Source organism: Rhodococcus sp. P4_E4 (assembly GCF_056401575.1).
Map to the genome: position 1 here is coordinate 105,292 of NZ_JBFUJB010000011.1, position 25,088 is coordinate 130,379.

Consider the following 25,088-nt stretch of genomic DNA (forward strand, 5'->3'; position numbering starts at 1 on the left):
TCAGCGGGCGACCGGCGCGACCGTCAGCTGATTGATGTTCGCGCCGGTCATCGAGCATCCCTTAGTGGGGTAGGCGAGGAAGACCGAGTCGTAGCTGTTGGGTGGGTAAACCCTCAGTCCCGCAACGTCGGTCACGCCGCACTGATCTGCCGGGTAGTTCTCGACGTTCGTAGCTCGCACCAAAGACGTTGCGGCAGAGTCAGGGGTAAGGGAGACGAGTGAACCGGATCCGGAGCGGCCGGCGGCAGCACCCACTTCGCTTCCGGACGCTCCCGTGACATACGAGACGCCGGGGAAACCGTCGAGCGTGCACGTGCGGCCGCTCGTGTTGGTGAAGACCACCGGAAGCTCCACAGAACCGGCGGCGCCACTCGACTCGCCGAGGGTGACGTTCAGTTCCCCGATCGCGCAGCCTTCGGGATTGGGTGCCGTCGAGGTTGTGGTTTGGGTGTGATCGGTATGGGTCGTCGAAGGTGCGGCAGTACCGGTCTGGGTCGTCGGCGCAGAGGCGGTCGTGGTTGAGGCGGGTGCTGGTGAATTCTCGGCCGTTCCCGTTTCATCCGAGCCGCAACCGCTGAGAAGGGCGAGAGCAGCAAGAGGAGCCGCCAACAAGCCGACGTTGCGCATGCGGTTGGGATTCATCGCTCTGTACTCCTCAAGCTGGTCGACAACTGGCTCCGGAACATCCGTGTCCGGTATATCCGAATCCGAGGCCGGATGTGCAGAAACGAATCAGGCTCGCCGGTGATCAGGACCTACTTCCCGGATGGATTGCCGCTGCGGATCTAGCATGAGAAATGACCTGTCCGGATCGCGACCACCGGGAGTAGCGCATGTTCACCTTCACCAGCGACGACGGAGTGGTCATTCATGTCCACGAATGGCCCACCGAGCAGGAACCTCGAGGGGTTGTTCAACTCGCGCACGGTATGGGTGAGCACGCAAAACGCTACGCACACGTTGCCGAAGCCCTGAATGCTCGCGGTTTCCACGTCTACGCGGCGGACCACCGCGGCCACGGTGAGAGCATGCACGCCGGCCCAGGCAACATCGGCGACGACGGCTGGAACCGCTTGGTGGCAGACATGGTGACCCTCACGGGCATCATCCGCGACAAACACCCCGGCCTGCCCGTCGTACTGCTCAGCCACAGCCTCGGTTCGTTCGCTTCGCAGCAGTACATCCTCGATCATTCGCACCTGATCGACGCCGTCGCACTGTCGGGGACTACCGCGGTCGATCAACTGATCGAGAGCCTCGTCAACGACGGCCCGGACGTCCTCGCCCAGTTCAATGCGGAATTCGAACCGGCCCGTACTCCGCACGACTGGCTCAGCCGTGACGAAGCGCAGGTGGATTTGTACATCAACGATCCGCTGTGCGGTTTCAGCCTGGACGACGCAGGCATGGGCGGACTTATCGCAGCGGGACCGAGGTTCGTCGACGTCGAGGGTGTGCGACAAGACCTTCCGATCCTGGTCTTCGTCGGCACCTCGGATCCTCTCAACGCCGCGCTGAGCCGTACCGACGTCGCAGTCGAACGGTACAACTCGGCGGGGATCGAAGACGTCACCTATTACACCTATCCGGGCGCCAGGCACGAGATCTTCAACGAGACCAACCGCGACGACGTCATCAATGATCTGACGACGTGGATGGACCGCGTACTCGAAGCGTGACCGCCTCACCGGAAGGGGAACACGATGTCCACAGTTCCGGCCGCACGACCCGATCCAGACCCGCGAGATGTCAAGCGCTGGAGACGATACCTCGCCGACGAACAAGCCGAGGCCGCCGTCTACCGCGACCTCGCGAGTAGGCGCAGCGGCGAGGAGCGCGAAATCCTTCTCGCCCTGGCCGACGCGGAGGGCCGACACGAGGCGCACTGGCGAGCGCTTCTCGGCGATCACGTCGGCAAACCACTACGCGGCGATATCCGCACTCGGATACTGGGCTTTCTGGCCAGGCGTTTCGGTTCCGTGTTCGTGCTCGCTCTTGCCCAGCGCGCGGAGACGCGATCCCCCTATCCCAACGACGCCGACGCGACCGCATCGATGGGCGCGGACGAGAAGATCCACGAAGAAGTGGTGCGGGCCTTGGCCACTCGGGGTCGGAACAGACTTTCGGGGACGTTTCGTGCCGCCGTCTTCGGAGCCAACGACGGCCTCGTCAGCAATCTCGCTCTCGTGCTCGGCATCAGCGGTAGCGGCGTCTCCAACCAGATCGTTCTGATCACCGGCATGGCCGGGCTTCTGGCCGGCGCCCTGTCGATGGGAGCCGGCGAGTACGTTTCCGTCCGCTCGCAGCGAGAGTTGTTGGAAGCGTCCAATCCTGGCCCCGCGGCCAGCGAAGCCGTCGGACTGCTCGACGTCGACGCCAACGAATTGTCCCTGGTCTACCGGGCCCGCGGCATGTCCGCCGAGGAAGCGGACCAGCGCGCCGCCGAGGTCCTCGCGAACAGCACCTTCGGCGCCGCTGACGTTGTCGACGACCATGAAGCCGTCGGAACCGGGTTGGGCGCAGCGGCGGCAAGTTTCTGCTTCTTCGCCTCGGGCGCAATCATTCCGGTGTTGCCGTATCTGTTCGGCCTGGAAGGCATGACGGCTCTGATCGTCGCGTCCGTACTCGTGGGGATCGCGTTGCTGACGACGGGCGTTGTGGTCGGGTTGCTGTCGGGCGGGCCGCCGTTCAAGAGGGCCCTACGCCAACTTGCGATCGGCTATGGCGCTGCCGGCGCGACGTATCTGCTCGGCATGTTGTTCGGGACCTCGCTCTGAGCGTCTGCTCATGCGCGCAGGGCTGGATCGCGGTGAGCGGGATCGATCCGGACCGGAATTTGGCACACCACGGCCTCGGTGTGTTTGCGCAGTGCATGAGCGATCTCATCGGTCCGTTGGCTCGGGAGGAATCGATGCCATCTGGTCGCCGGGTCGATGGTGGCGACGACAACAAAGGTTTCTCGGTGGGGGAAGTGTGTGCGGATGTATCGAGCGAGGGTATTCCCCACGGAATTCTCGGTGTCCTCGATGACGATCAAACGCGAATTCGGGTGTCGGGCTTGCCATCGGCGGGTGAAGTCCGTCGTCGATTCGTGGGCAAGGCAGACTCGAATTGCGATGGGCTGCGAAGACATTGCCGTTGCCGCGGCCATCGCGCGGGTGGAGAGCGACGTAATTTCGGACACGGGTACTAGGACCGCTGGTTTGTATCCGATAGAAAGAGAATCGTTCTCACCCTGAACGGTTAACCGCGTACCGATATGTGTGTACGCACCGCGGATGCGTTCCATGCCGAGGACGAGCGCAGGGAGCGCGAGAGCGATCAACCAAGCGCCCTCGGTGAACTTCATGGCGGTAGTCACCACTGCTGCGATCGAAGTCAACGCAGCCCCGAAACCGTTGAGCGCTAGGCGCCACTTCCAGCCCGGCGTCTGTTCGGCGAGCCAGTGGCGCACCATGCCGAACTGCGCGAGCGTGAATCCGATGAACACACCGATGGCGAACAGCGGCACCAAGGTGTTCATGTTTCCGCCGGATCCGATGAGCAGGAGTGCACCGATGCCTCCGAGCGACAAGACGCCGTACGTGAAGACGTCGCGCGTCGACTTCCGGCTGAAGCGGTGCGGGAGCACGTTGTCGTCGGCGAGGATCCGCATCAGGTTGGGAAGTCCGCCGTACGAGGTGTTCGCGGCCAACGCCAACAGAATCACGGTGGAGAATTGGACGACGTAGTAGCCCACACCATTTCCGAGGGCAGCGGAAGTGAGTTGCGACAGGACCGTTGTTCCAGGGACCGGTGCGAGTGAGAACTTCTCGATCAACACGGCAAGGCCGATCAGCATGGTGCCCAACAGGATTCCCAGAGCTACTTCGGCACGCTGAGCGCTACGCACGCGAGGCTTCTTGAAGCTGGGTACCGCGTTGGCGATGGCTTCGACTCCGGTCAATGCGGCGCAACCACTCGAAAAGGCTTTGAGCAGAAGGAGAATGCCGATCGTGTGTGCGTTGTCGGCGAGGAAGGGAGCCGTGGCGGCGGCAGGGTTTTCCCGAAGCAGTCCGGCACCGATCACCGTGAAGATGCTGACGACAAAAACCACGGTGGGCAACATGAATACCCGCGCGGAATCTGCGATGCCCCGCAGATTCAGTGCCGTGATGCCGCCGAGTATCGCCAGTGCGATCCAGACCGTGTAGGGAAGAAGCGCAGGGAAGGCGGAGGTCAGAGCCGCGACACCGGCTGCGATCGACACCGCGACGTTGAGGGTGTAGTCGACGATCAACGATGCGGCGGCGGTCAGGCTTGCGCGAGGACTCAGATGCTTCTTTGCGACGGCGTAGGCGCCACCGCCTTCGGGAAATGCGGCGATCACCTGGCGATACGACGCCACCAGGACCACAAGCAGCACGGCGATGGCGATCGTCACCGGCACGGTGAAGCCGATCCCCGCGCCGCCGGCGAGGGCCAACACCAACACGATGGCCTCTGGACCGTACGACACCGAGGCCATCGCGTCGAGCGACAGACCCGCCAGTCCGGTTGCGACGGAGAGCTTTTGCTTCTCAGGTTCGCCGCCGGCGCGGGTGGTCGACGATATGACTCCACGGTGTCCGAGTATCACTGCATGTCTCACCGAGTCAGTATCGTCATTTCCCGTAGCTCTGAGACTGATCTTGACGATGCCTTGACGCGATGGCCCGCAAATCTGTACGGGTTCACAACGGGGGTTCGAGTCGCGGGAAGCCTTGTGACAGCTGATCAATCCAGCGGGCGCGCGTGGCGAGAATATCGTAGTTGCGAGATTCCGATTGGGCGGCGACGTGCGAAAGTAGGTCGCGAAGTCGGCCCAGAACGAGTGGTGAGTTCGATGCCGAGGCTATGACGTCGTCCAGTCCGGTTCTGGCGAAGCTCGTGAAGTCGGGCAGTGGAATCACCACACGCAGATCACCACGCTCGTCGACGGCCCGGATCGAATCTGCGCGCACGGAGGCCACCAGAGAGAGGAGGTCCTCGATCTCGTCCAGAGCCTGCACGGCCGTCGCAGGATCGTTGATAGCGGGTGAGAGCGCTCTGAGCGCGATGTCAGCCAACAACCGAATCGCGAGTAGGGGGTCCTGGGTGAAGGTCCGCTCACTCCCACTGACCAAGGCGTCAAGGATCGTGTTGGCGGGCATGGGTCCGCCGTAGACGTCGGCGAGCGGCAATCCGTCTCGCAGCGTGCTACCCGGCGACACTCGGAGGACCACCATGGATCGGCAGTTCCGAGCGCTCTGCAGGAGATCTTCGACGAGGATCTGTTGCAGAACGGCCGGCGGTCGATGCCACTCGATAGTCGTGATCACCGGAAGTGTTGGTAGAGGAGGCAACTCCAGATCGGTGGTGGGGTACACGGCGGCGAAGACTGCTCGGCCTCGACTCGAGATCGAGGTCAGTACAGGAGCCAACTGGATGGCCGAGAATGCGCGCAGCTGGAGCAGCCTGATCAGCGTCAGCGTGGCCAAGAGCGCCAGCACTGCGAGACTTGGCACAACCACGGACACATCCGTTTCGTTGCTGATGGCGAGCGCTGCCGTGATGTCGAAAACCGACTGGCCTATGGCGAAGGCAAACGTCCGCCACACGATGGGGTCGTCGCGGAACAACAACAAGCGAGGAGTGAAGGTGGTCGCGGCCCACTGGACGACAAGGAACAGTAGCGAGAAGATCACTGCGACTACACCCAGTAACCCCAGCCCGAGTGCAACGAGCATCTCGCTGACCTGACGGGCGGGAACCATTGGGCCGCTACGTAAATATGGCATCGCCAGTCCGGCAGCCAGTCCTACGACGACGCACAGGATCTGGGTCAGGCCGGCACGCACACGGCGCCGGGGGACGAGGAAGGCATGCCCGATCGGGGTGGGAGCGAAACGTCCGGGCTGATCCACCCTTCAAGCCTCCACGCTGCGGCAATGGTGCGCCTTCACCCGAAACGGATGATGTCGACGCCGTCGTGATCCTGAAACGCTTGAAAGAGCCATGTGAGAGACAGAAGGCGAGACGTCATGACGGATCCGACAGGCCAGAGCCGCGCTGTACTACCGATTCCGGATCGACAACATCTTGGTCTGGTGACGTACGACGCGAAGGATCCGGACACGGAGTTTCCGCCGATCACTCCGCTACTGCCGCCGGCCGGGGCACCCAATGTTCTGGTGGTCCTGTTGGACGACGTGGGATATGGCGCGAGCAGTGCCTTCGGCGGACCAGCGGACACACCGACTGCTGAGCGATTGCAAAGTAATGGGCTCACGTACACGCGGTTTCACACGACTGCGCTGTGCGCACCGACCCGCGCCGCACTGCTGAGTGGGCGCAACCACCATTCGGTCGGAATGGGCTCGGTCACCGAAACCGCGACCTCGGCTCCTGGACTTTCCGGTCTGCGCCCGAATACCAAAGCCGCACTGCCGATGACGTTGAAACTGAACGGATACTCGACGGCGCAGTTCGGCAAGTGCCACGAGGTACCGCCGTGGCAGACATCCCCGGTGGGGCCGTTCACATCGTGGCCGACGGGAGAAGGCGGATTCGAGCACTTCTACGGATTCATCGGCGGGGAGAACAACCAGTACTACCCGGCGCTGTACGAGGGGGTCGCGCCCGTGGAGGCGGACAAGACACCGGAGGAGGGTTACCACCTCACCGAGGACCTGGCCGATCACGCCATCGACTGGGTTCGGATGCAGAAGTCATTGGCTCCGGACAAGCCGTTCTTCGTCTACTTTGCACCCGGCGCCACACATGCACCGCACCATGTTCCGAAGGAGTGGGCAGACAAGTACGAGGGCCGGTTCGCAGGAGGTTGGGACGCGCAACGCGAATCGATTCTCGAGCAGCAGAAGCAGCGGGGAGTCGTCCCCGCGGATGCGGTCCTCACCCCGCGCCCCGAGGCCATTCCGGCGTGGGAGGACATGAGTGAGGAGATGAAGCCTGTCCTCGAACGCCAAATGGAAGTCTATGCAGGGTTTCTCGAACACACCGATTTCCATGTCGGCCGGCTTGTCGATGCGATCGAGGAACTCGGAGCTCTCGACAACACCCTCGTGTATTACATCATCGGCGACAACGGAGCGTCCGCAGAGGGGACGATCAACGGAGCCTTCAACGAGATGGCCAACTTCAACGGACTCGCCGCCATCGAAACACCCGAGTTCATGGCGGAAGTGAAAGACAAGTTCGGTACCAAGGACGCGTACAACCACTACTCCGTGGGGTGGGCATGGGCAATGTGCACGCCGTACCAGTGGACGAAACAGGTTGCCTCGCATTGGGGTGGCACTCGCAACGGAACGATCGTGCACTGGCCGGCGGGGATTCGGACCAAGGGTGAGACGCGGTCGCAATTCACCCACGTCATCGACGTCGCACCGACGATCCTCGAGGTCGCGAAACTGCCGGAACCGACCTTCGTCAACGGCGTCCAACAATCACCGATCGAGGGGACCAGCATGGTCTACACCTTCGACGACGCCGAAGCCGCCGAACGTCACGATCTGCAGTACTTCGAGATGGCCGGCAATCGCGGTATCTATTACAAGGGTTGGAGTGCGGTCACCAGACACAGCACTCCGTGGCTGTTCGCGGAGGCACTCCCCGCTCTCGACGACGACGTGTGGGAGCTCTACGACGGGTCGCAGGATTGGACGCAGTCCAAAGATTTGGCGGCCGAGTTGCCGGAGAAACTTGCTGCACTGCAACGCTTGTGGTTGATCGAAGCGGTCAAGTACAACGTGCTTCCGATCGACGACCGAAGATTCGAGCGGTTCAACCCTCACATCGCGGGGCGTCCGCAGTTGGTGTCCGGGAACCGACAGGTTCTGTTTCCCGGAATGAAACGGCTGAGCGAGCACAGCGTGCTGAGTATCAAGAACCGATCGTTCAGTGTCACAGCAGCAGTCGACATCGCGGATGGCATTACCGCCAACGGTGTGATGATCGCGCAGGGCGGCAGGTTCGGCGGTTGGGCACTTTACGCGCGGGAAGGTCGCGCCAAATTCGTCTACAACCTGCTCGGCATGACCGAGTTCGTCGTCGGGTCCGAGGTTGACATTCCGGCAGGATCACATCAGATCAGAGTTGAGTTCGCCTACGACGGCGGTGGTCTCGCGAGGGGCGGCGCTGTCACGATCTATCATGACGGTCACGAAGTGGGCTCGGGTCGCGTCGAGCAGACCCAACCGATGGTCTTCTCCGCGGACGAGACCACCGACATCGGTGACGATTACGGCATGCCTGTCAGTGTCGACTACAGTGGCGCAACCACATTCAACGGCCGTATCGAGGTAGTGCAAATCGACGTCGGCGACGATGACCATACCCACCTGATCGACCCGGAGGAGGTGGCGCGAGTGGCGTTGTCCAGACAGTGATTCCACCGACAAGAGCAGCAGTCACAATCTCCTGAGGGAGGGTCGCAATGCCGACCGTCATCCGTACTGTTCACGATCTGGTCCGCCACGCGCGCGGGCCGACGCACCATCACCACCATCAATCCGTGCATGAGGCACGGCGAATGCGCGCCCACCACATACTGGTCACGCATTCGCTCGCCTGATTTCGGGGCTACAGGTCGCGCGCCAGTGCTCGTCCGGCTGCGCGGCCCGAGAAGATGCAGCCACCGAGGAAGGTCCCTTCGAGCGCGCTGTAACCGTGGACTCCGCCGCCGCCGAAGCCGGCGACCTCACCGGCTGCGTACAGGCCGTCGAAGACACTGCCGTCGGCCTTGATGACCTGTGAATCCAGGTTGGTTTCCAAGCCGCCGAGGGTCTTGCGGGTGAGCAGGTGCAACCGGACCGCGATCAGTGGGCCGTTCTTGGGGTCCAGGATCTTGTGCGGTGCAACGACGCGCACGATCTTGTCTGCCAACAGATTACGAGCACCGTGGATGGCGGTGACCTGGAAGTCCTTGCTGTACTTGTTGTCGACTTCGCGGTCGCGGGCGATCATCTCGCGCTCGATGTCCTCGTAGTCGAGGAGCGGTTCGTCGGTGAGGGCGTTCATGCCGTCGACCAGATCACGAAGGTTGTTGCGCACCACGAAGTCTGCGCCCTTCTGCTTGAATGCCTCGACCGGTCCCGGCGCGCCCTTCTTGATTCGTTCGAGGAGGAGCTTGAAGTCGCGGTTGGTGAAGTCCGGGTTCTGTTCCGATCCCGAGAGTGCGAACTCCTTCTCGATGATCTTCTGATCGAGGATGAACCACGTGTACTCGTGGCCGCTGTCGAGGATGTACTTGAAAGTTCCCATCGTGTCGAAGCCGGGGAAGTTGGGGACCGGCAGACGCTTGCCGGTGGCGTCGAACCACATCGAGGAGGGTCCGGGGATGATTCGGATTCCGTGGTTGGGCCAGATGGGATTCCAGTTCTGGATGCCTTCGGTGTAGTGCCACATGCGGTCGCGGTTGACGATGTTTCCGCCTGCGGATTCGGTGATTTCGAGCATCCGTCCGTCGACGTGTGCAGGTACTCCCGTCAGCATGTGCTTCGGTGCCTTGCCGAGTCGCTCGGGCCAGTTCTTCTTCACCAGTTCGTAGTTGCCGCCGATTCCACCGGAGGTGACCACGACGGCCTGTGCAGCGAACTCGAATTCGCCGATGGGGGTGCGCGAGCTCTTCACGCCGCGTAGATCACTGGAAGGTTCGAGGACGGTTCCGCGTACACCAGTGACCGCACCATCGGTGACGACGAGTTGATCGACTTGGTGGCGGTGCTTGAACGTGACCAGTCCGCGCTTCTGGGCGGCGATCACCTTGGTCAGGAAGACATCGACCACGCCGGGGCCGGTTCCCCAGGTGAGGTGGAATCGCGGTACCGAATTGCCGTGTCCAAGAGCCATTCCGCGGCCGCGTTCGGCCCAACCGACATTCGGCATCAGGCGAAGCCCCAGGTCGTGCAGGTACTGACGCTTGTCGCCGGCCGCGAACTCGACGTACGCCTTGGCCCACTGGCGAGGCCAGTGATCTTCGCGCTCACGGTCGAATCCGGCAGTGCCCATCCAGTCCTGCATTGCCAACTCGAGAGAGTCCTTGATGCCGAGTCGGCGTTGCTCGGGGCTGTTCACGAGGAAGAGTCCGCCGAGCGACCAGAATGCCTGCGCGCCGAGGTTGGCTGCGTTCTCCTGTTCCACGACAAGGACTTTGCGGCCGGCGCGTGTCAGTTCGTAGGTGGCGACCAGTCCCGCCAGCCCTGCCCCGACAACGATGACGTCAGCTTGTTCGCTCACGACAGCTCCTCTTTCGATTGGTTGTTCTGGATTATTTCGCTGTAGGACAGCAGGATTCGAGTGAAGATATCGCGGCGCAGTGCGAAGGCGGCGTTGGTGTCGGTGTCGACGAGACACTGCACGCTGGTGCCGTCGTGCACTGCGACCAATGCCCGTCCCAACGCAGTCGGGTCGCCGACGATTGTTCGCCCGACGTCGCTGAGTGCGGACTCCACAATGGGCAACAGGGTGCGAAGGATCGCGTCTTCACGGTCGGCAAGGGCTTTGCGAAGTGCCGGGTTGCGGAGCGCGTGAGCGGTGAATTCCGCGTTGATCCGGTACCACTGCGGGTCGACCGGAACCACCGCCACGATCCGGGCGACAGCGGCATGGATGTCGACGGTGTTGCCGGCGGTGATCGACTCCGTCGCCAACCGCAGATCGGCGAGCATAGCTGCAGATCGTTGCTCCCACATCGCGAAGAACAGTTCGTCGAGTGAATCGAAGTTGGAGTAGAACGCGCCTCGGGAGTAACCGCCGCGTTCGCAGATCTGCTCGACCGTGGCGTGCCCGAACCCCGATTCAGAGAAGGCGTCCGCAGCCGCGTCGAGCAGGCGCTGCCTGGTTTGACCACGGCGTTTGGTGACACGCTTGGCCGGCGAGTTGTCCGTTCCAGTCGTCATCGGCGCCTCCGTCGGGGTGGAACCCAAACGATACACCGATGTATCCGATGCGAAGACGTATCTCGATTAGATCTTCTTGGCAGGTGTTTCTATCTATATCTAGCAAATATGCAAGATAGGAAGATATTTGTATGACGACAGCTACAAGTGCAGATCACGCTTCCTGATCGCCGCAGTGGCGACGACGCTGATCGCCGAGGTGGCCACGAGATATCCACATGCCAGCCACGGTGAACCGCCACTGGCGCCGATCAGTGCCGTCAGAATCAGAGGTGTGACGCCGGAGGCGTAGATACCAGAGAACTGGTAGACGACCGACAACCCGGTGTACCGGATTTCTGTGGGGTAGAGGCTCGCATACAGCGTTCCCTGGGCGCCGTAGAACAAGGCATGAATCACTCCGAAGACCACGACCATCGCGACTCCGAAGAGCAGGAGATTCTCGGTACCGAACAGTGCGAAGGCGGGGAAGATCGCGAGGCCGTACGCGGCGATGCCCACGATGTAGACCCGTTGCGGGCCGAACCGATCAGTGAGTAATCCGGAAAACGGCAGCAAGATCGCCATCACTAATGCGGCCACGGTGACCACAAGAAGTACGGGAACCTTTTCGAAATGCAGAGTCTTGGTTGCATACGTGATTGCGAAGACGCCCCAGGTGTTGAACGCGGCGCCCTCGCCCCAGCGAGACAACATGCCCAATACGGTGTTTCGCGCGGCTTTTCCTTGAAAGACTTCCCTGAGCGGGGCGGACGAGCGCTGTTCGAGGTCGCGAACGGCCTGAAAGGCGGGCGTCTCGTCCACCTTCAAGCGGACCACCAACCCCACGATCACGAGCACCAGGCTCAGGACGAAGGCGATGCGCCAGCCGAAACGGAGAAACTGGTCGTCGTCGAAGACTGTTTGAAGCAGCGCGAACATTCCTGTGCCCAATGCCAACCCGAGAGCCAATCCGATCTGCGGGATGCTGCCGAACAGTCCACGCTTCTTCTCCGGACTGTGTTCGACTGCCAAGAGAACAGCTCCGGCCCACTCGCCACCGAGAGCGAATCCCTGCAGGATACGAAGCAGCAGAAGCAGAATCGGTGCAACGACTCCGATCTGAGCGGCGGTCGGAAGAACGCCCATCAGCGCCGTCGCGATACCCATGATGAACATCGTGAGAGCAAGCGTCTTCTTGCGCCCGATGCGATCGCCGATGTGACCGAACACCACTCCACCGATGGGGCGAACGAGAAAGCCGACTGCGAAGGTCGCAAAAGAGAGCATGGTCCCGACGAACGAACTCTGGTTCGGGAAGAACAGTTGGTTGAAGACCAGACTCGCTGCCGTTGCGTAGAGGAAGAAGTCGTACCACTCGACCGTCGTGCCGAGCAGGCTCGCGGCGACGACGGTTCTCAATCTGGATCGCCGCTCGTCGTCGGTCTCGTTCGAGAACGGTGAATTGTGCTCGACTTCGGCAAACGTGGTCATCGGAGCCCCCGGGTCGCGGTGCAAATTCACGAAGGTATCGCCGGAGCCGAAAGTGGGCACCCCTAGCGATCAGGGTGATTTCAACCCTGTTCTTCGAGGTGGACTGTGGTTGTAATGACAGAAGAGTTCTGCCTGTACGTCGACGAAAGGAATCACCGTGTCACTGCGCTTCCACTGGTTCTTGCCTACTTACGGTGATTCCCGGAATCTGATGGCGGGTGGGCACGGCAGCTCGATGTCCGGTGATCGTCCGGCGACGCTGAAATACCTCAATCAGATCGGCGCGGCCGCCGAGACGAACGGCTTCGAAGCCGTCCTCACGCCCACCGGCGCGTGGTGCGAAGACGCATGGCTGACGACGGCGATGATGCTCGAGACCACCGAGACACTCAAGTTTCTGGTTGCTCTGCGCCCGGGATTGCTCAGCCCCACGCTTGCCGCTCAGATGGCCGCAACCTTCCAATGGCAGTCGGGCGGTCGTCTGCTGCTCAACGTCGTGACCGGCGGGGAGGACCACGAGCAGCGCACGTTCGGTGACTTCCTCGACAAGAACCAACGGTACGCACGATGCGGCGAGTTCCTCGACGTGATCCGCCAGTTGTGGTCCGGTAACGGTCCGGTTGATTTCTCCGGCGAGTACGTCAACGTGGAAAAAGCTACGCTGCAGCGTATTCCGGATCCGGTACCGCCCATCTTCTTCGGCGGATCCTCGCCGGCGGCCGGCACCGTCGCATCGCGCTACGCGGATACCTACCTCACCTGGGGTGAGACGCCGTCCGCTGTTGCCGCCAAGATCGCCTGGATCCGCGACCTCGCGGAAGTCCAAGGTCGTCACCTCGACTACGGAATCCGTTTGCACGTCATCAGCCGCGACACCTCGGAACAGGCATGGGCAGAAGCGGATCGGCTGCTCAGTGCGCTCGATCCGGCGACCGTCGAGCAGGCTCAGGCGAGTCTTGCGCGATCCGGCTCCGAAGGTCAGCGTCGGATGCTCGAATTGCACGGCGGCGGTTCGGCTTACAAGGAGGGCGTCGGAGCGAGGTCGCTGGAGATTGCGCCGAACCTGTGGACCGGCGTCGGATTGGTGCGAGGGGGAGCAGGTACCGCATTGGTCGGTTCGCACCAAGAAGTGGCTGATCGGATTGCCGAGTATGCGGCGATCGGACTGGATCACTTCGTATTGTCGGGCTATCCGCATCTCGAAGAGGCGTATCAGTTCGGTGAGGGTGTGCGTCCGATCCTCGAAAAGCGTGGATTGGTAGCACCGCACGGTTCGGTCGGCGGACCGGTGCGAACGCCCTTCGTCTCCAGTGGGAACTGAGTCGAAAAGTTAGCTCTTCGAGAAGGGGACGTTTGTCCCGATCTTTCGGGCATGCCCTCCCGGCGGGGCAATTGGGCCATTTCGGGCGCTAGATCCGATCTAGGCTGCGCACTGTTGCCGAACTCAAGGCGCAGTACGAAAGGATCCTCGATGAAGCTGGGCACGAGTGGAGTACGTCGCGTAGTGGGAACCGTGGCAGTCGCCGCTGCAACCGCGGCAGGCGTCGCGATGGTCAATCCTGCGACTGCGTCGGCCGAGGTGGTCCCCCCGGTCGTCTCGTACAAGGTGACCGGAAACGATCTGGCGCTGACGATCACGAACAACAACACGGGAATTGCCCCGTTGTGCCAGGCGTTCGTCGTCAATGCCGCGGATTCTGCTGCTGTGCTTGATGATCCGCTGAAACTGCTTGATCCGAACCTTGTGGTGTACCCCAAGATCACCGACCCGTCCTCATTGTTCGCCGTCGGTAAGGGGCAGACGGTCACCAACACCGTGACCGATGTTCCGGACGGAACCTACGCCGTGCTCGGTGCCTGCTCCGATCTTCTCGATCTGGAGACGTTGGGTAAGCCCGTTCCTGGCGTGCCGAGCCTCGTTGTCATCGGTGGACCGTTCAGCGGCATCAATACCGGGAGCCTGAGCGACCTGTTCGGTAGCGGCAGCCTCGAAGGACTTTTCGGGTAGCTCGCTGCTTGTCTCCCCAATTTTCCGACTGAGCGGTCTATTCTTCATGCATCTGGTGATCTGACCGACTTGCCTGGAGGTTCGGAAATGCGAAGTCGTGGATTCAAACGCGCTCTCGGAAGCATTGTCGCGGCGTCCGCCGCCGTCGTGGGACTGGTTGTCATGACTCCGGCGACGGCGTCGGCAGCACCGGCGATTCTTCCGCCTCCGGTATCGGTGAGCGCAGCGGACAATGCGATCACCTTCACCATCACTAACCCGAACCCGCGGTTCAGCTTCATCAACTGCACGGTGGCGATCCTCAATGCCAGGGATGTCCCCGACGTGATTCGTGATCCGGCAAAGCTGCTCCAGCCTGGCGTGTTGGTGTACCCGACCGTCAGTAACATCCTCGATCTGTTTGCCGTTTCGCCTGGGCAGACGATCACGCGGACCGTCGGTAATCTGCCGGCCGGGGTTTACGCCGTTGCGGGAGCATGCGTTCGACTGCTCGATCCGACCAACCCCACTATCGCGATTCCGCAGGCAGTTGTGGTCGGCGGCTGGTTCGAGGGCGCGGGAACCGGAAGTCTCTCAGGATCTTTGGAGGATCTGGGATACAACACGGTTCAGGACTTGATCGACGCGTGGAATCGGATCAGCTCGGGAAGCAGCGGCGGTAGCTTTCAGTTCGAGTACCAAGGTGGCTCGGATTTCGAGGTAGTGGGTCCCACGTCGTAGTAGGTGCAACTCACTTGCGTGCACGATGACGCCGCACCGCGTCGCGGTTCGCGCACGTGGGGGAGCAGTACCGCTGATTGCCGTTGCGGGAGGTGTCCGCGTAGATGTTGGTGCACTCGTCCAGGGTGCATCGACCTAATCGGTGCATGCCGCGGCCGACGAGGTGTAGCGCCGTGCCTACCGAGAAGAGTGCCTTGAGGACCTCGGCGAGCGACTGTTGGGGATCGCGGTAGTGCAGATGCCAGCCGTCGTTCGCGTGGTTGGTCATGCGCGGATACGCCGACGCTTGCTCGAGCATGACGTTCACCAGTTCGGCGCGGGCTGCCTCCTCCGTGACATCGACGATTTTCGACCACTCGATCAGAAGGTCGAGGGTCTCGTCGAGATCCTTCTCAGCGATGGGGAAATCGAGAATGATGCCTGCATCGACGCAGCGTTCGACGAGTTCGGCCAAGGTCTCGGGGTTTCGATTGGCCAGGTCGGCGGCCAGCGTCACCGCATATTCGCCGTAAGGGTTGAGATGCACAATGCCATTACATCATGCTCGTTGCATGAAGAAAACAGAGATCACGCCGATCGGTTGCATCCATCGCTGGGAGGTCGAATCCCGGCACCGAACCAGCGAGGGGACGGTCACCTACCTGCGCTGCCATTGCGGGTCGTGGCAAACCTTGCTCGCCGAGTGGATGTCGGGTGGGGCAGCCTCGGCCGTCGCCGCACCGATAAAGGTCAGGTCCAGGTAATGATCAGCTAATCGTTCCGTTTTACCTCCGGCGACATGGAACGTGTTCTAGATTCAGGGTTATCTGCCTCGATGTCGCGGCGCGGACTCTGAAAGGAAAGACAATGCAGTTCAATCTTGCTGACATATTCGAGACCGTTGCCGGCTCAGTCCCTGATCGCGTTGCATTGACTTACGAGGGAGAGAACTTCTCCTACTCTCAGTTGGATGCGGAGGCTAACCGAACGGCCAACCTGTTCGCGCAAGCCGGCATCTCGCGCGGCGATCATGTAGCCCTGTTCCTGAAGAACAGCGTCGAACATGTCACGTCGATCCTCGGGTTGATCAAGATCCGTGCGGTCCCGATCAACGTGAACTACCGGTACACACCCGCCGAGCTCGAGTACATCTTCACCAACTCCGACTCGGTCGCGGTGGTCGTGGAACTCCCCGAGCATCAGCGTGTCCTTGCTTCCCTCTTCGGTGCATGCCCGAAGGTGAAGACGGTGATCGTGATCGGCGAGATCGACGCCGAACTGGTCGCCGCAGCAAAAGCGCATGAAGTTTCTGTGGTTTCGTTCGACGACGCTCGTGAACAGTCTCCAGTGGGGGAGTTCGACGCTCGTTCTGGCGACGACGTGTACCTCCTCTACACCGGCGGGACCACCGGATACCCGAAGGGCGTCATGTGGCGTCATGACGACTTCTTCCGTAAGCCGCTCTCCGGCGGCAATCCGTACGGTGAGGGAGCGCGACAGGACCTCGCCGAGATTGCCAGTGCTGCAAAGGAATTTCCGGAACTCTCGTTCCTCATTGCTGCCCCGCTGATGCATGGCGCCGCGTTGTACTCGCTGTTCACCTTCCTCACCCTCGGTGCGCGAGTTGTTCTACGACGCGAGTTCGATGCGGAGAAGGTCGTCGAAGCGATCGAGAAGGATTCGGTACAGGTGATCTTGATCGTCGGCGACGGCATGGGACTGCCGTTGGTCGACGAGATGGAACGACGCAAAGACGAGGTCGATTTCAGCACCCTGTTCTCGATCACCTCGGGTGGCGCGATCTGGTCCACCAGCGTGCGGGATCGCATGCTGGCGGTGAAGCCGGACCTGCTGCTGCGGGATAACTTCGGAGCCTCCGAGTCCGGTAACGACGGCGCCTTCTCCATCGACGAGGCGGGCAATCTGCGAATGCCGCCCTCGCCGAACATGATTCTGGTCGACGAGCGCCTCGAAGAGATTCCAGCGGGCTCCGACGACGTGGGCTACATCGCTCGTATCGGAAACGTCCCGCTCGGGTACTACAAGGACGAAGAGAAGACCGCTCGCACGTTCCCGACCCGCGCCGACGGCACCCGCCTTTCGGTGCTCGGCGACATGGGCAAGGTGGAAGCAGACGGCACTATTGTCTTCCTCGGCCGTGGCTCGCAGTGCATCAACACCGGTGGCGAGAAGGTCTTCGCCGAAGAGGTCGAGGCTGCCCTTCACGCACATCCGGCGATCTCCGACGCGCTCGTTGTCCCAGCCCCCGATGCGCGCATGGGGCAGCAGGTCGCAGCGGTGATCGCGACCTACCCCGGATCCGACGAGCTGACTCTCGAAGCGGTACAGGAACATTGCCGCAAGACGTTGGCCGGATACAAGGTGCCGCGCACGATCGTGCTTGTCGATGAAGTCAAGCGAACCCCGGCCGGTAAGGCCGACTACCGCTGGGCGACGACACTGGCATCGACCTAGCAACGTGGAATGGGCGACGACGATCTTTCACACGGATTTCACCACGACATAAGAGACATACCGGAAAGATGGTGCAGAGTAAGTCGTTCGCGCCTTGCGTCGTCACTCCACGAAAGGGCCTTGTCTCATGCTCATCATCGGAATACTCCTGTTCGGGATCGTCATCGGAGCGGGAGCCCAGCTGATTCTGGGGAAAACGACCGCACGAGTGGACTGGACCTTCGCGTTCATCGCGGGAATCGGTGGTTCGCTGGTCGGCGGATTGCTCGTGAGTTTGATTGCAGGCGACGGATTATCATTGCGCCCGAGCGGCATCCTCGGGTCTCTTGCCGGCGCTGTCATCATCACCGCGGGGTGGCAGTGGTACCGCGGCAGGAACGCAACTACAACTACGCGTCCGTCTGATCGCTGATTTCCACAGTTCCGTCAGGGGAGGGAGAGCGTCGACATATGAACGAACTACTCGATGAAGTCCTCACCGCACATGGCGGAGTCGAACATTGGCAGTCCGTTTCAGCGATCACGGCACGGGGACGTTTGGGCGGTCTGCTGCCCCAGCGCTTCCCAGGCAACAAGCTGGCGAAGTTCACGGTCGAGGTTGAAGTCGCGGAGCAACGCACTGTCCTCCAAGACTTTCCGCGTGTCGGCGAGTGCGCTGTGTTCGACAAGGGCGTCGTGCGGATCGAAACTCGTGACGGCGAAGAACTCGGGAGTCGAACCGACCCACGTTCAGCGTTTTTCGGGTTGAGTGGAGTCCGGCGCAACCTCCACTGGGACGCACTCGACACCGCTTACTTCGCCGGCTACGCCTTTTGGAACTATCTGACGGCACCGCTGCTGCTCGCCCGCGACGACATCACTGTCACCGAAGCCGAACCTTGGCAGGAATCCGGGCAGCAATGGCGACGACTTCAGGCAACATTCGCGCCGGCGATCGAGACCCATTGCCGGCAGCAGACCTTCTATGTCGACAACGGTGGCCTCATCCGCCGTCACGACTTCGTCGCCGAACCGGTAGGCAGCTGGGCGAAAGCTGCTCTCTACTGCGACCAGCATCGCGAGTTCGACGGTCTCACCTTTCCCACTCGACGACGGGTGCTCCCGAGGGGCCCAGGCGGCCGCGTTCTCTCGCGGCCGACGCTCCTGGCGCTCGACTTCGACGACATCGAGATCAAGCGATGAAAATCGGTTCTCGGTTACCTGTTGTCGAGTGTGAACAAACGGAACACGGTCCGCATGCACAGAACGACGCCGACGAAGCCCAGTACCGCACTCACGAGTGCATAGCCCGACAGCTGAGGTGTGAGTTGTGGTCCGCCAGGTACGAACAGCAGGATCGCTGCGACAATCAGCGCGGTCACTCCCGCCGCCATACCCAGGGCGTTGTTCGCCGACCGTCGTAGCCATCGCCTGTCGTCGGGGTGTGCGACCGAGCGAGTGCGAAGTGTGAAGCTTCCCGATGCGATCGAGGTCGCGATCTGGTCGAGCTGACCAGGCAGGCGCCTGACCACCGCGGTTGTGACCGCCGTCGTCGACAGGATTGCCTGCGCGGCTGCAGTCGGGCTGGCGACCTGGGTCAACAGTCGGGGTACTTCGGCCCGAACAGCAGCGACGAGGTCGATCTGCGGATCCAGGAGCCGGAGGGCGCGCTCCAAAGACGCGAGCGAACGGAAAGCGGCGGCGACGTCTCCCGGCACTCCGATTCGGTGTTCTCGAAGCACGGTGAACATTCTCGCGAACGATGCCATGGAAACATTGGGTTGGACACTGAGTAGGGTGATCTCTCGGCCCACCTGGTGACGTAGTGCTCCGCGATCCACTTCGGGCGGTACGTCGAATGCCATCAGCATCGCGTCGACTGTCGCCACCGGATCACCTGCGAGGGCAGCGTTGAGGAGCACGGCGAACAAGATCCGTGTCTCGCCGTCCAGAACCCCTACTGCGCCGAAGTCGAGGAGCCCGACCCGGCCGTCATCGAGGATCATGATGTTGCCGGGGTGCAGGTCCGCGTGAAACACCCCGTGGACAAAGATCCCGTCGAGCAACGACGCAAGAAGTTCGTTGGCGACGCTGCTGCGGGTGTCGCGGTCGAGGCCGATGAGCGCGGCCTCACCGTCGGAGAGCGGTGTGCCGTGAAGACGTTCCATCACGAGCACCCGTCCGCTACTGAGGTTGGGGTAGATATGCGGAACGACGATATCCGGGCGGTTCGACATGGTGGAAGCAATCGCGCCGGTGTTCGCTGCTTCGGTGCGGTAGTCGAGTTCCTCGAGCAGTGACGTGACGAGGCCCCCGGCGAGTCGATGAACTCCGATATCGCGTGCCCAGGGAAAACGGGTCTCCGCGAGCGCCGAAACGCGAAGGAAGATATCGCAATCCACGCTCACTTGTGCGCTCGCCTCGGGGCGTTGAACCTTCACCACAACGTCGACGCCTTCAACGGTGCGCGCGGAATGTACCTGTGCGACAGAGGCGGCGGCGAACGGCTCCACATCGAACGACGCGAACACCGACTCTGGTGCGTCGCCGAGTTCCGATGCCAGTAGCTCCGCGATACGGTCGGGATCAGCCGGGCGTGCCGAACTTTGCAGAGAAGAGAGGGTGTGAGCCAACTCGGGTGGTATGAGGTCGTCTCGCGTGCCGAGGATCTGTCCCAACTTGACGAAAGTGACACCGCACCGGTTGATTACTTCCACCAGTGCGTCCCCGAACTGAGGCGCTGACGGCCCAGCACGGAGAGCGGGCCCGACTCCCGCTCGCACGACGATGCCCATGATCTGGACGTACCGCTTCGTTCGGCGCCACGATTTTCGGCTGCGCCGCAATGCTTCCGACGGACCTGGTAGGGATCCTGTAGGAACCACGACTTCGAGGAAAACCAATGCGGCCAGGCATGCTGCGAACACCCATAGCGCGACAACCCCGAAGAATATGAGTGCTGTTCCCACGCTCACCAGAAGTTGATCGTCCTGGCTGGCAATTCCTGCGAATGTCGCGGCGTAGCCAGACAGGGGGACACCCACCGAGAGCGCTATCACCGCGACCAGAAGTGTTCGTGGCCATCCGACTCTCGTCCCCAGCGTTCGTCGCATCACACCCGCCAGTGCTGCCGCAAGAAATGGCGTCGTGACGATCCAGACCATCAAGTCCATTGCGATAGCGTACGGGTTCGCAATCTGCGATACATCCAGGAAAACCCCGAGCCCACCCCGACTGACGGGTAACAAGCCCGACAGTGCCCAAGCGTCGAACATGCTTGGGCACTTCGGTGTTCATTCGCTCCGATGGCGACTCGTCCTGATCGACCGTCCAAAGCTGCGTTCACTGACCATCCGCGAGGCCGAACTACGCATCATGCTCGTCAGCGATGTCCCGGCCCCCTTCGCGCGGAGCTGTACAGCCGAAGAACAGGCTGCGATGGACGCCGAGCAGAAGTGGAACCGAGTGGGCTCCTTTAAAGAATGGGGCCGCCGGTGAACAGGTTGACGAGACTCACCGCGAAGAACTGGACGATCGCTATGGCGGTGGCAAACGGGTCGCCCGCATACGTAGCTTGGTTGACCCATTCGTTGAATGCGTTGATCGAACCCATTGTGATTCCTCCTGAGTAGTGATGGCGTGATTGATTGAAACTGGTGGTATGACACTCGACACGAGGGACGTCAGTACGGACCCGGCGCAGTTGGGCATATGAGGCCACGAAAGGTCAGTGACGAGCGCCGACGGTACGCTGCGGTTGGTTGCCCTCTGCGTTTCGAATGTAGTTCCTCGACTTAGGAATACCGTGAAGGACGGGCGGATTCGGTTACGAGTATCCCGCGACAGACGACATCGTCAATATTACGATGTCGGCAACAAACGCGACGACGGCACCAATCGGATTCTGGACAATCCACGAAATTACTTCAGTCATGTTCTCGGTCCTTCCTTAGCGTAAGACGCGTGATCGAATACTCGACCAGCTATTGCAGTACCCGGCCCCGTTCGGCGAATTAAACCGTTACCGAGGATGATTGGCGCAAATAGATAGATCGCACACCGGGGGCGTTGAATCAACTCGCCCAATCGTTGCACCTCTATGCTCGGGGTTCGATTCGTTACCAACATCTTTCAGAGAAGGGGTGATCAGTCCCATCAGCGATCGGTACCCCGCGTGCGAAATCCTTCTTCGTAAACACCTGCCCAGCAACGTCGTAACGTCAGCGGTGGCAGTTGGCAGAGCCGACCGTCTTCTCGAGATCGTGGCGAGTTTTGCTGGGCAGATGTGACACTACCTTGCGGTCTCGCCGGATCAGTCTTCCTTTCGGAGATCGATGGCTGTTCTTCGTGTGGTTGTTACACGATCGACGGAATCGCTGTTGGGGGTGGCGATGCGCAGCTAATTCCCCTACGAATCTTCAGGAATTGCCTGCGACACCCGTGGATACGGATCCTCGATCTCCACCGAGCGCAATTCCGTGTGCCGACAACATCGCAGTGCTTCCGACCGGATCGATGCACCCAGAACCAATCGCCGTCACGCACAAAGGGCCAGACGGTTCTGGGAAAGACCCAAGCGCTCCTTCAGTTCCCGGCGATCTGTTGCGCCAGTTCGAGTTCACACCTGATCTAACTGGTCGACGCATAGTGGTGTACCGGTAGCCAAAAGAGTCCCGTCGGTCGGTTAGTGTTGACGGTGAAATACGACGCGGAGGTGGCTGTGAGAATCTGGAACTGGTTGATGCTCAAAATTTCAGCAATCGGTGGGTCGCCGAAGTTTCGGAAGATAGTCGACAGTCCGATTTGGGCGGGCGCCAATGACCGCAAGCTCTGACTGAGCGGGCGGCAGATTCTCCAATTTGCAATTGCCGACCTGCGACTGCGAGCACGCTCACGGCCTGCTGCGACGGGAACGCGACTGTCGACCTGAATTTATCTGCAATCGATATGGGAGGGCTTGTGGGAGTCTGGGGTCCGGGGAACTTTGACAGTGACACCGTCGCGGATGGGTTGGGGGCCCTGACCGGTCGAATCGTGGACGACATCACTGCCGAGTTCGAAGACGATTCGAGTCTGGAGCCGGATGAATGGGGCGGGGAGATGGTGCCGGCGTGGCTCGAGATCCTCACCGATATTGCCCAGACGAAACGAGTCGGTGTGACGTTTCCATCGACGCAAGTGCTGATCGACTGGCGCGATCGATATCTGCGCGTGTGGGATGGCTACATTGACGAACTCGAACCGGACGAGGATCACAAGGTCGCTCGACGTGCAGTGCTCGTCCATACCTTTGAACAGGCGGTCGCCCTCGCCGCCGAGCGGGAACAGGCATAAACCTGGTGCAGCCGCGCTACTGACCATAGATCCGTCAGTTCCCGGGTGGAACGACGGTGAACGTGAACCCTCCGGAAGTCATTGCGTTGGCTTCTTCGAACATCGAACAGAGAGCTTCGGCGGCGTCGGTCGCCAATGCTCGGGCAGCGCTAGGGGTTCGACCTCGGGCCGTCACCGCGAGCCCAGGTACGTCCGCATCTGTGATCGTCAGATCGGACTCGTAGTCGGAAGCACTGCCGCCGAGTATCTGCGCGAGTTTTTCAGCAGGAACAGACATGCCGTTGGAGGCTTCCCGTTCGCCGATGTACGCATCGCGCGGGGACCCGTCGTAGAGTCCGGTTCGATTACTACTGAACTGAACTACTGCAGTTTCGGTGAAGGAGATGGTCTTCGTCCACCACAGACCTCCCACTACGACCAAAATGGCGGCGGCAACGGCCACCATTACCTGACCGCGGCGGTCGGAGAGGAATGTTCTCATCTGTCAGTTGTACCGCCTTGGCCAGCTGATTGACCGGCTTCATCACTACCTTGTCGGCGGCTGGTCCGCGAGATCACGTCCGCTTCGCGTCGTCATGATTGCGGACGAACTTCATGAGTCGGGGAATTACCCGATCAGGTATGTGTCCCAGGATTCCGTGGCCGGTTCCGGCATAAATCTCCACTTCGGCTTCAGGTACAAGATCAGCTAACCTCGCGGCCACCTGCTCGGGGCTGGAGACCACCGTCTCAGCGCCGGAGATTACGAGCATTGGAACCGAGATCGACTGCACTTCTGCATCTTTGAGCATTCGTGCCCACCCGACACCGGGCCGGTAGTTCAATGCCTCTGTAACCAAAGCGAACTCGCGATCGCCGATGACGTACCCGGGGGACAGCCAATCGTTGAGCTTGCGAATATTCTTGTCGGTGCGGCGCATACCGGCGCGGATCATCTTCAGCAGCACACGCCACGAGGGCTTGTCGAAGACTCCACCCGGTTCGATTAGGGTCACACTCGCCAGTCGTTCAGGGGCGTGAAGTGCTACTAGAACGGCGTGCCACGCACCATGCGAGTAGCCGACCAGGTGGACGCGATCGACCTTGAGTTCGTTCAATACCTCGCCCACCCAGGTGGCGAAGTCGGATTCCCCGGTCAATGGAGCGGTCTGCACACTGCGGCCTGCAGTACCGATCGTGTCCAGCGCATAAACGACTCGGTCCCGGCACAGGTCCTCGATGACGATGTGCCATTGCAGACAATTGGCGCCGACTGCGTGCAGCAGGACGATCGGCGTCTCCGTGCCGGTCCCCGACCTACGGACATGGGTGGTTCCGAACGATGTCGGCACGTCGAGTTGTGTCGACGGAACCGGCCAGGTGTCCTCTAGTTCTCGGTAGATGCTCTCGTACGCCTGCTTTGATGCCTCGTTCTTGAATCGTCCGATCTTCGGCATGAGCCTCCCTCTCGCTGCTTTCAATTTTGATGGTATGACCGTATCACTAATGCGGTACGTGCGTATCATTAACGAGTCAAAGTCATCCATTCGAAAGGGGAAGGACAGCCTCATGCCGCGACTCGTCGACCATGAAGTGAGGCAACGGGAGATCACCGATGCGGTGCGGCGAGTGATTGTCGACGGTGGGCTCGCGGCGGTGACATTTCAGTCCGTTGCTGCCGAGGCTGGGATTTCGGTGCGACTTGTGCAGTACTACTTCGGCACGAAGCGGGAGTTCCTTCTCGCGACGCATCAAGCTGTGCGTCAGGATGCGGGTGCTCGCTTGATGCAGGAGTTGTCTGTTCTTGGCGCGGAAGCGACACCCCGCGAGGTTATTTCAGCGTTCCTTGTCGGCATGCTCCCACTCGATCGACAACGTCGGGAGGAAGCGATTGTTCTCGGTGCCTTCCACGCTGCCGCACTGACCGGACAAGGAATCGCCGCCGAGGAAACCCTCACTGCCCCAAGAGAGTTGACAGCGCTCATTTCCGGCCAGCTTCAACGAGTGACCAATCGGGACGCGGTTGCGCCGTCAATGGATCCCGACCTCGACGCCGAGCTCATTCTGGCGGCTGTCGCCGGGCTCGCCCAGGGGATGCTTCCCGGCTACGCCACAGCAGAATTGGCGGTCCAGTTGGTTGAGCGTCTCCTCGATCGCATTCTCGGGCCGACGAGACCTCAGGCCACGAATCAACCCGAAGTCGGCCGCCGTTAGTATTCCGG

Annotated in this window: 23 protein-coding genes; 12 read left to right on the plus strand and 11 right to left on the minus strand. The window is 61.2% G+C overall.

The window, feature by feature from the left end; all coding sequences use genetic code 11:
• Entirely contained in the window at positions 1-642 is a 642-nt protein-coding gene (locus AC1DVN_RS13890) for a DUF4232 domain-containing protein (protein WP_477993927.1), read from the minus strand.
• Positions 643-833: 191 nt separating this feature from the next.
• On the opposite strand from AC1DVN_RS13890, the gene AC1DVN_RS13895 reads away from it, so the two are divergent.
• Positions 834-1,679, plus strand: coding sequence for an alpha/beta hydrolase (locus tag AC1DVN_RS13895; protein ID WP_003939910.1), 846 nt, complete (start codon positions 834-836; stop codon positions 1,677-1,679).
• A gap of 24 nt (positions 1,680-1,703) precedes the next feature.
• Complete coding sequence (locus AC1DVN_RS13900; RefSeq protein WP_020909330.1) at positions 1,704-2,777, plus strand: VIT1/CCC1 transporter family protein; 1,074 nt, start codon at positions 1,704-1,706, stop codon at positions 2,775-2,777.
• Positions 2,778-2,785: 8 nt separating this feature from the next.
• Here AC1DVN_RS13900 and AC1DVN_RS13905 read toward each other — a convergent pair whose 3' ends face one another.
• Positions 2,786-4,618, minus strand: a complete 1,833-nt coding sequence (locus tag AC1DVN_RS13905; RefSeq protein WP_029256393.1) for an APC family permease — start codon at positions 4,616-4,618, stop codon at positions 2,786-2,788.
• 94 nt (positions 4,619-4,712) lie between these two features.
• On the minus strand, positions 4,713-5,924 hold the full coding sequence (locus AC1DVN_RS13910) for a DUF2254 family protein (RefSeq protein ID WP_477993928.1): 1,212 nt from the start codon (positions 5,922-5,924) through the stop codon (positions 4,713-4,715).
• Between the two features lie 117 nt (positions 5,925-6,041).
• Here AC1DVN_RS13910 and AC1DVN_RS13915 point away from each other — a divergent pair, with 117 nt between their 5' ends.
• Positions 6,042-8,408: an arylsulfatase gene (locus AC1DVN_RS13915; protein ID WP_477993929.1), complete on the plus strand. Its 2,367-nt coding sequence runs from the start codon at positions 6,042-6,044 to the stop codon at positions 8,406-8,408.
• A 193-nt stretch (positions 8,409-8,601) separates the two neighbouring features.
• Here the strand turns inward: AC1DVN_RS13915 and AC1DVN_RS13920 are convergent, their stop codons facing one another.
• From AC1DVN_RS13920 to AC1DVN_RS13930, 3 genes are all read right to left on the minus strand, one after another.
• Positions 8,602-10,257: an FAD-binding dehydrogenase gene (locus tag AC1DVN_RS13920; RefSeq protein WP_019745556.1), complete on the minus strand. Its 1,656-nt coding sequence runs from the start codon at positions 10,255-10,257 to the stop codon at positions 8,602-8,604.
• Positions 10,254-10,919 carry a TetR/AcrR family transcriptional regulator gene (locus AC1DVN_RS13925; RefSeq protein WP_020909325.1) on the minus strand — a complete coding sequence of 222 codons (666 nt, stop codon included), beginning with the start codon at positions 10,917-10,919 and terminating at the stop codon, positions 10,254-10,256. The genes AC1DVN_RS13920 and AC1DVN_RS13925 overlap by 4 nt, the downstream gene beginning before the upstream one ends.
• 141 nt (positions 10,920-11,060) lie before the next feature.
• Entirely contained in the window at positions 11,061-12,392 is a 1,332-nt protein-coding gene (locus AC1DVN_RS13930) for an MFS transporter (RefSeq protein ID WP_020970976.1), read from the minus strand.
• Between the two features lie 157 nt (positions 12,393-12,549).
• Here AC1DVN_RS13930 and AC1DVN_RS13935 point away from each other — a divergent pair, with 157 nt between their 5' ends.
• From AC1DVN_RS13935 to AC1DVN_RS13945, 3 genes are all read left to right on the plus strand, one after another.
• Positions 12,550-13,713: an LLM class flavin-dependent oxidoreductase gene (locus tag AC1DVN_RS13935; protein ID WP_003940457.1), complete on the plus strand. Its 1,164-nt coding sequence runs from the start codon at positions 12,550-12,552 to the stop codon at positions 13,711-13,713.
• A gap of 150 nt (positions 13,714-13,863) precedes the next feature.
• The gene (locus tag AC1DVN_RS13940; protein ID WP_007729952.1) at positions 13,864-14,400 is read left to right on the plus strand and encodes a hypothetical protein; all 537 of its coding nucleotides are present in this window, start codon (positions 13,864-13,866) and stop codon (positions 14,398-14,400) included.
• A gap of 87 nt (positions 14,401-14,487) precedes the next feature.
• On the plus strand, positions 14,488-15,120 hold the full coding sequence (locus AC1DVN_RS13945) for a hypothetical protein (RefSeq protein WP_003940176.1): 633 nt from the start codon (positions 14,488-14,490) through the stop codon (positions 15,118-15,120).
• A gap of 10 nt (positions 15,121-15,130) precedes the next feature.
• On the opposite strand, the gene AC1DVN_RS13950 is transcribed toward AC1DVN_RS13945, so the two are convergent.
• Positions 15,131-15,646, minus strand: a complete 516-nt coding sequence (locus AC1DVN_RS13950; RefSeq protein WP_003940315.1) for a CGNR zinc finger domain-containing protein — start codon at positions 15,644-15,646, stop codon at positions 15,131-15,133.
• 25 nt (positions 15,647-15,671) lie between these two features.
• Here AC1DVN_RS13950 and AC1DVN_RS13955 point away from each other — a divergent pair, with 25 nt between their 5' ends.
• From AC1DVN_RS13955 to AC1DVN_RS13970, 4 genes are all read left to right on the plus strand, one after another.
• Positions 15,672-15,863, plus strand: a complete 192-nt coding sequence (locus AC1DVN_RS13955) for a hypothetical protein (protein ID WP_021331840.1) — start codon at positions 15,672-15,674, stop codon at positions 15,861-15,863.
• 103 nt (positions 15,864-15,966) lie between these two features.
• Complete coding sequence (locus tag AC1DVN_RS13960) at positions 15,967-17,574, plus strand: AMP-binding protein (protein ID WP_153211512.1); 1,608 nt, start codon at positions 15,967-15,969, stop codon at positions 17,572-17,574.
• Between the two features lie 127 nt (positions 17,575-17,701).
• Positions 17,702-17,986, plus strand: coding sequence for a hypothetical protein (locus AC1DVN_RS13965; protein ID WP_003939785.1), 285 nt, complete (start codon positions 17,702-17,704; stop codon positions 17,984-17,986).
• A gap of 38 nt (positions 17,987-18,024) precedes the next feature.
• Positions 18,025-18,756, plus strand: a complete 732-nt coding sequence (locus AC1DVN_RS13970) for a hypothetical protein (RefSeq protein WP_477993930.1) — start codon at positions 18,025-18,027, stop codon at positions 18,754-18,756.
• 14 nt (positions 18,757-18,770) lie between these two features.
• Here AC1DVN_RS13970 and AC1DVN_RS13975 read toward each other — a convergent pair whose 3' ends face one another.
• Positions 18,771-20,726 carry an ABC1 kinase family protein gene (locus tag AC1DVN_RS13975; protein WP_477993931.1) on the minus strand — a complete coding sequence of 652 codons (1,956 nt, stop codon included), beginning with the start codon at positions 20,724-20,726 and terminating at the stop codon, positions 18,771-18,773.
• Between the two features lie 302 nt (positions 20,727-21,028).
• Positions 21,029-21,166 (minus strand): hypothetical protein, encoded by a 138-nt coding sequence (locus AC1DVN_RS13980; RefSeq protein WP_021345701.1) that lies wholly within the window; start codon positions 21,164-21,166, stop codon positions 21,029-21,031.
• Positions 21,167-22,587: 1,421 nt separating this feature from the next.
• Here AC1DVN_RS13980 and AC1DVN_RS13985 point away from each other — a divergent pair.
• On the plus strand, positions 22,588-22,887 hold the full coding sequence (locus tag AC1DVN_RS13985) for a DUF4259 domain-containing protein (protein WP_223304584.1): 300 nt from the start codon (positions 22,588-22,590) through the stop codon (positions 22,885-22,887).
• A 34-nt stretch (positions 22,888-22,921) separates the two neighbouring features.
• Here the strand turns inward: AC1DVN_RS13985 and AC1DVN_RS13990 are convergent, their stop codons facing one another.
• Together AC1DVN_RS13990 and AC1DVN_RS13995 are read right to left on the minus strand one after the other, a co-directional pair.
• Positions 22,922-23,368, minus strand: coding sequence for a hypothetical protein (locus tag AC1DVN_RS13990; RefSeq protein ID WP_317559427.1), 447 nt, complete (start codon positions 23,366-23,368; stop codon positions 22,922-22,924).
• A gap of 73 nt (positions 23,369-23,441) precedes the next feature.
• A complete protein-coding gene (locus tag AC1DVN_RS13995) occupies positions 23,442-24,323 on the minus strand; it encodes an alpha/beta fold hydrolase (RefSeq protein ID WP_195790828.1) in 882 nt (293 codons plus the stop codon).
• Positions 24,324-24,435: 112 nt separating this feature from the next.
• Between AC1DVN_RS13995 and AC1DVN_RS14000 the strand changes: the two genes are divergently transcribed.
• On the plus strand, positions 24,436-25,080 hold the full coding sequence (locus AC1DVN_RS14000) for a TetR/AcrR family transcriptional regulator (protein WP_003939902.1): 645 nt from the start codon (positions 24,436-24,438) through the stop codon (positions 25,078-25,080).
• Positions 25,081-25,088 lie beyond the last annotated feature (8 nt).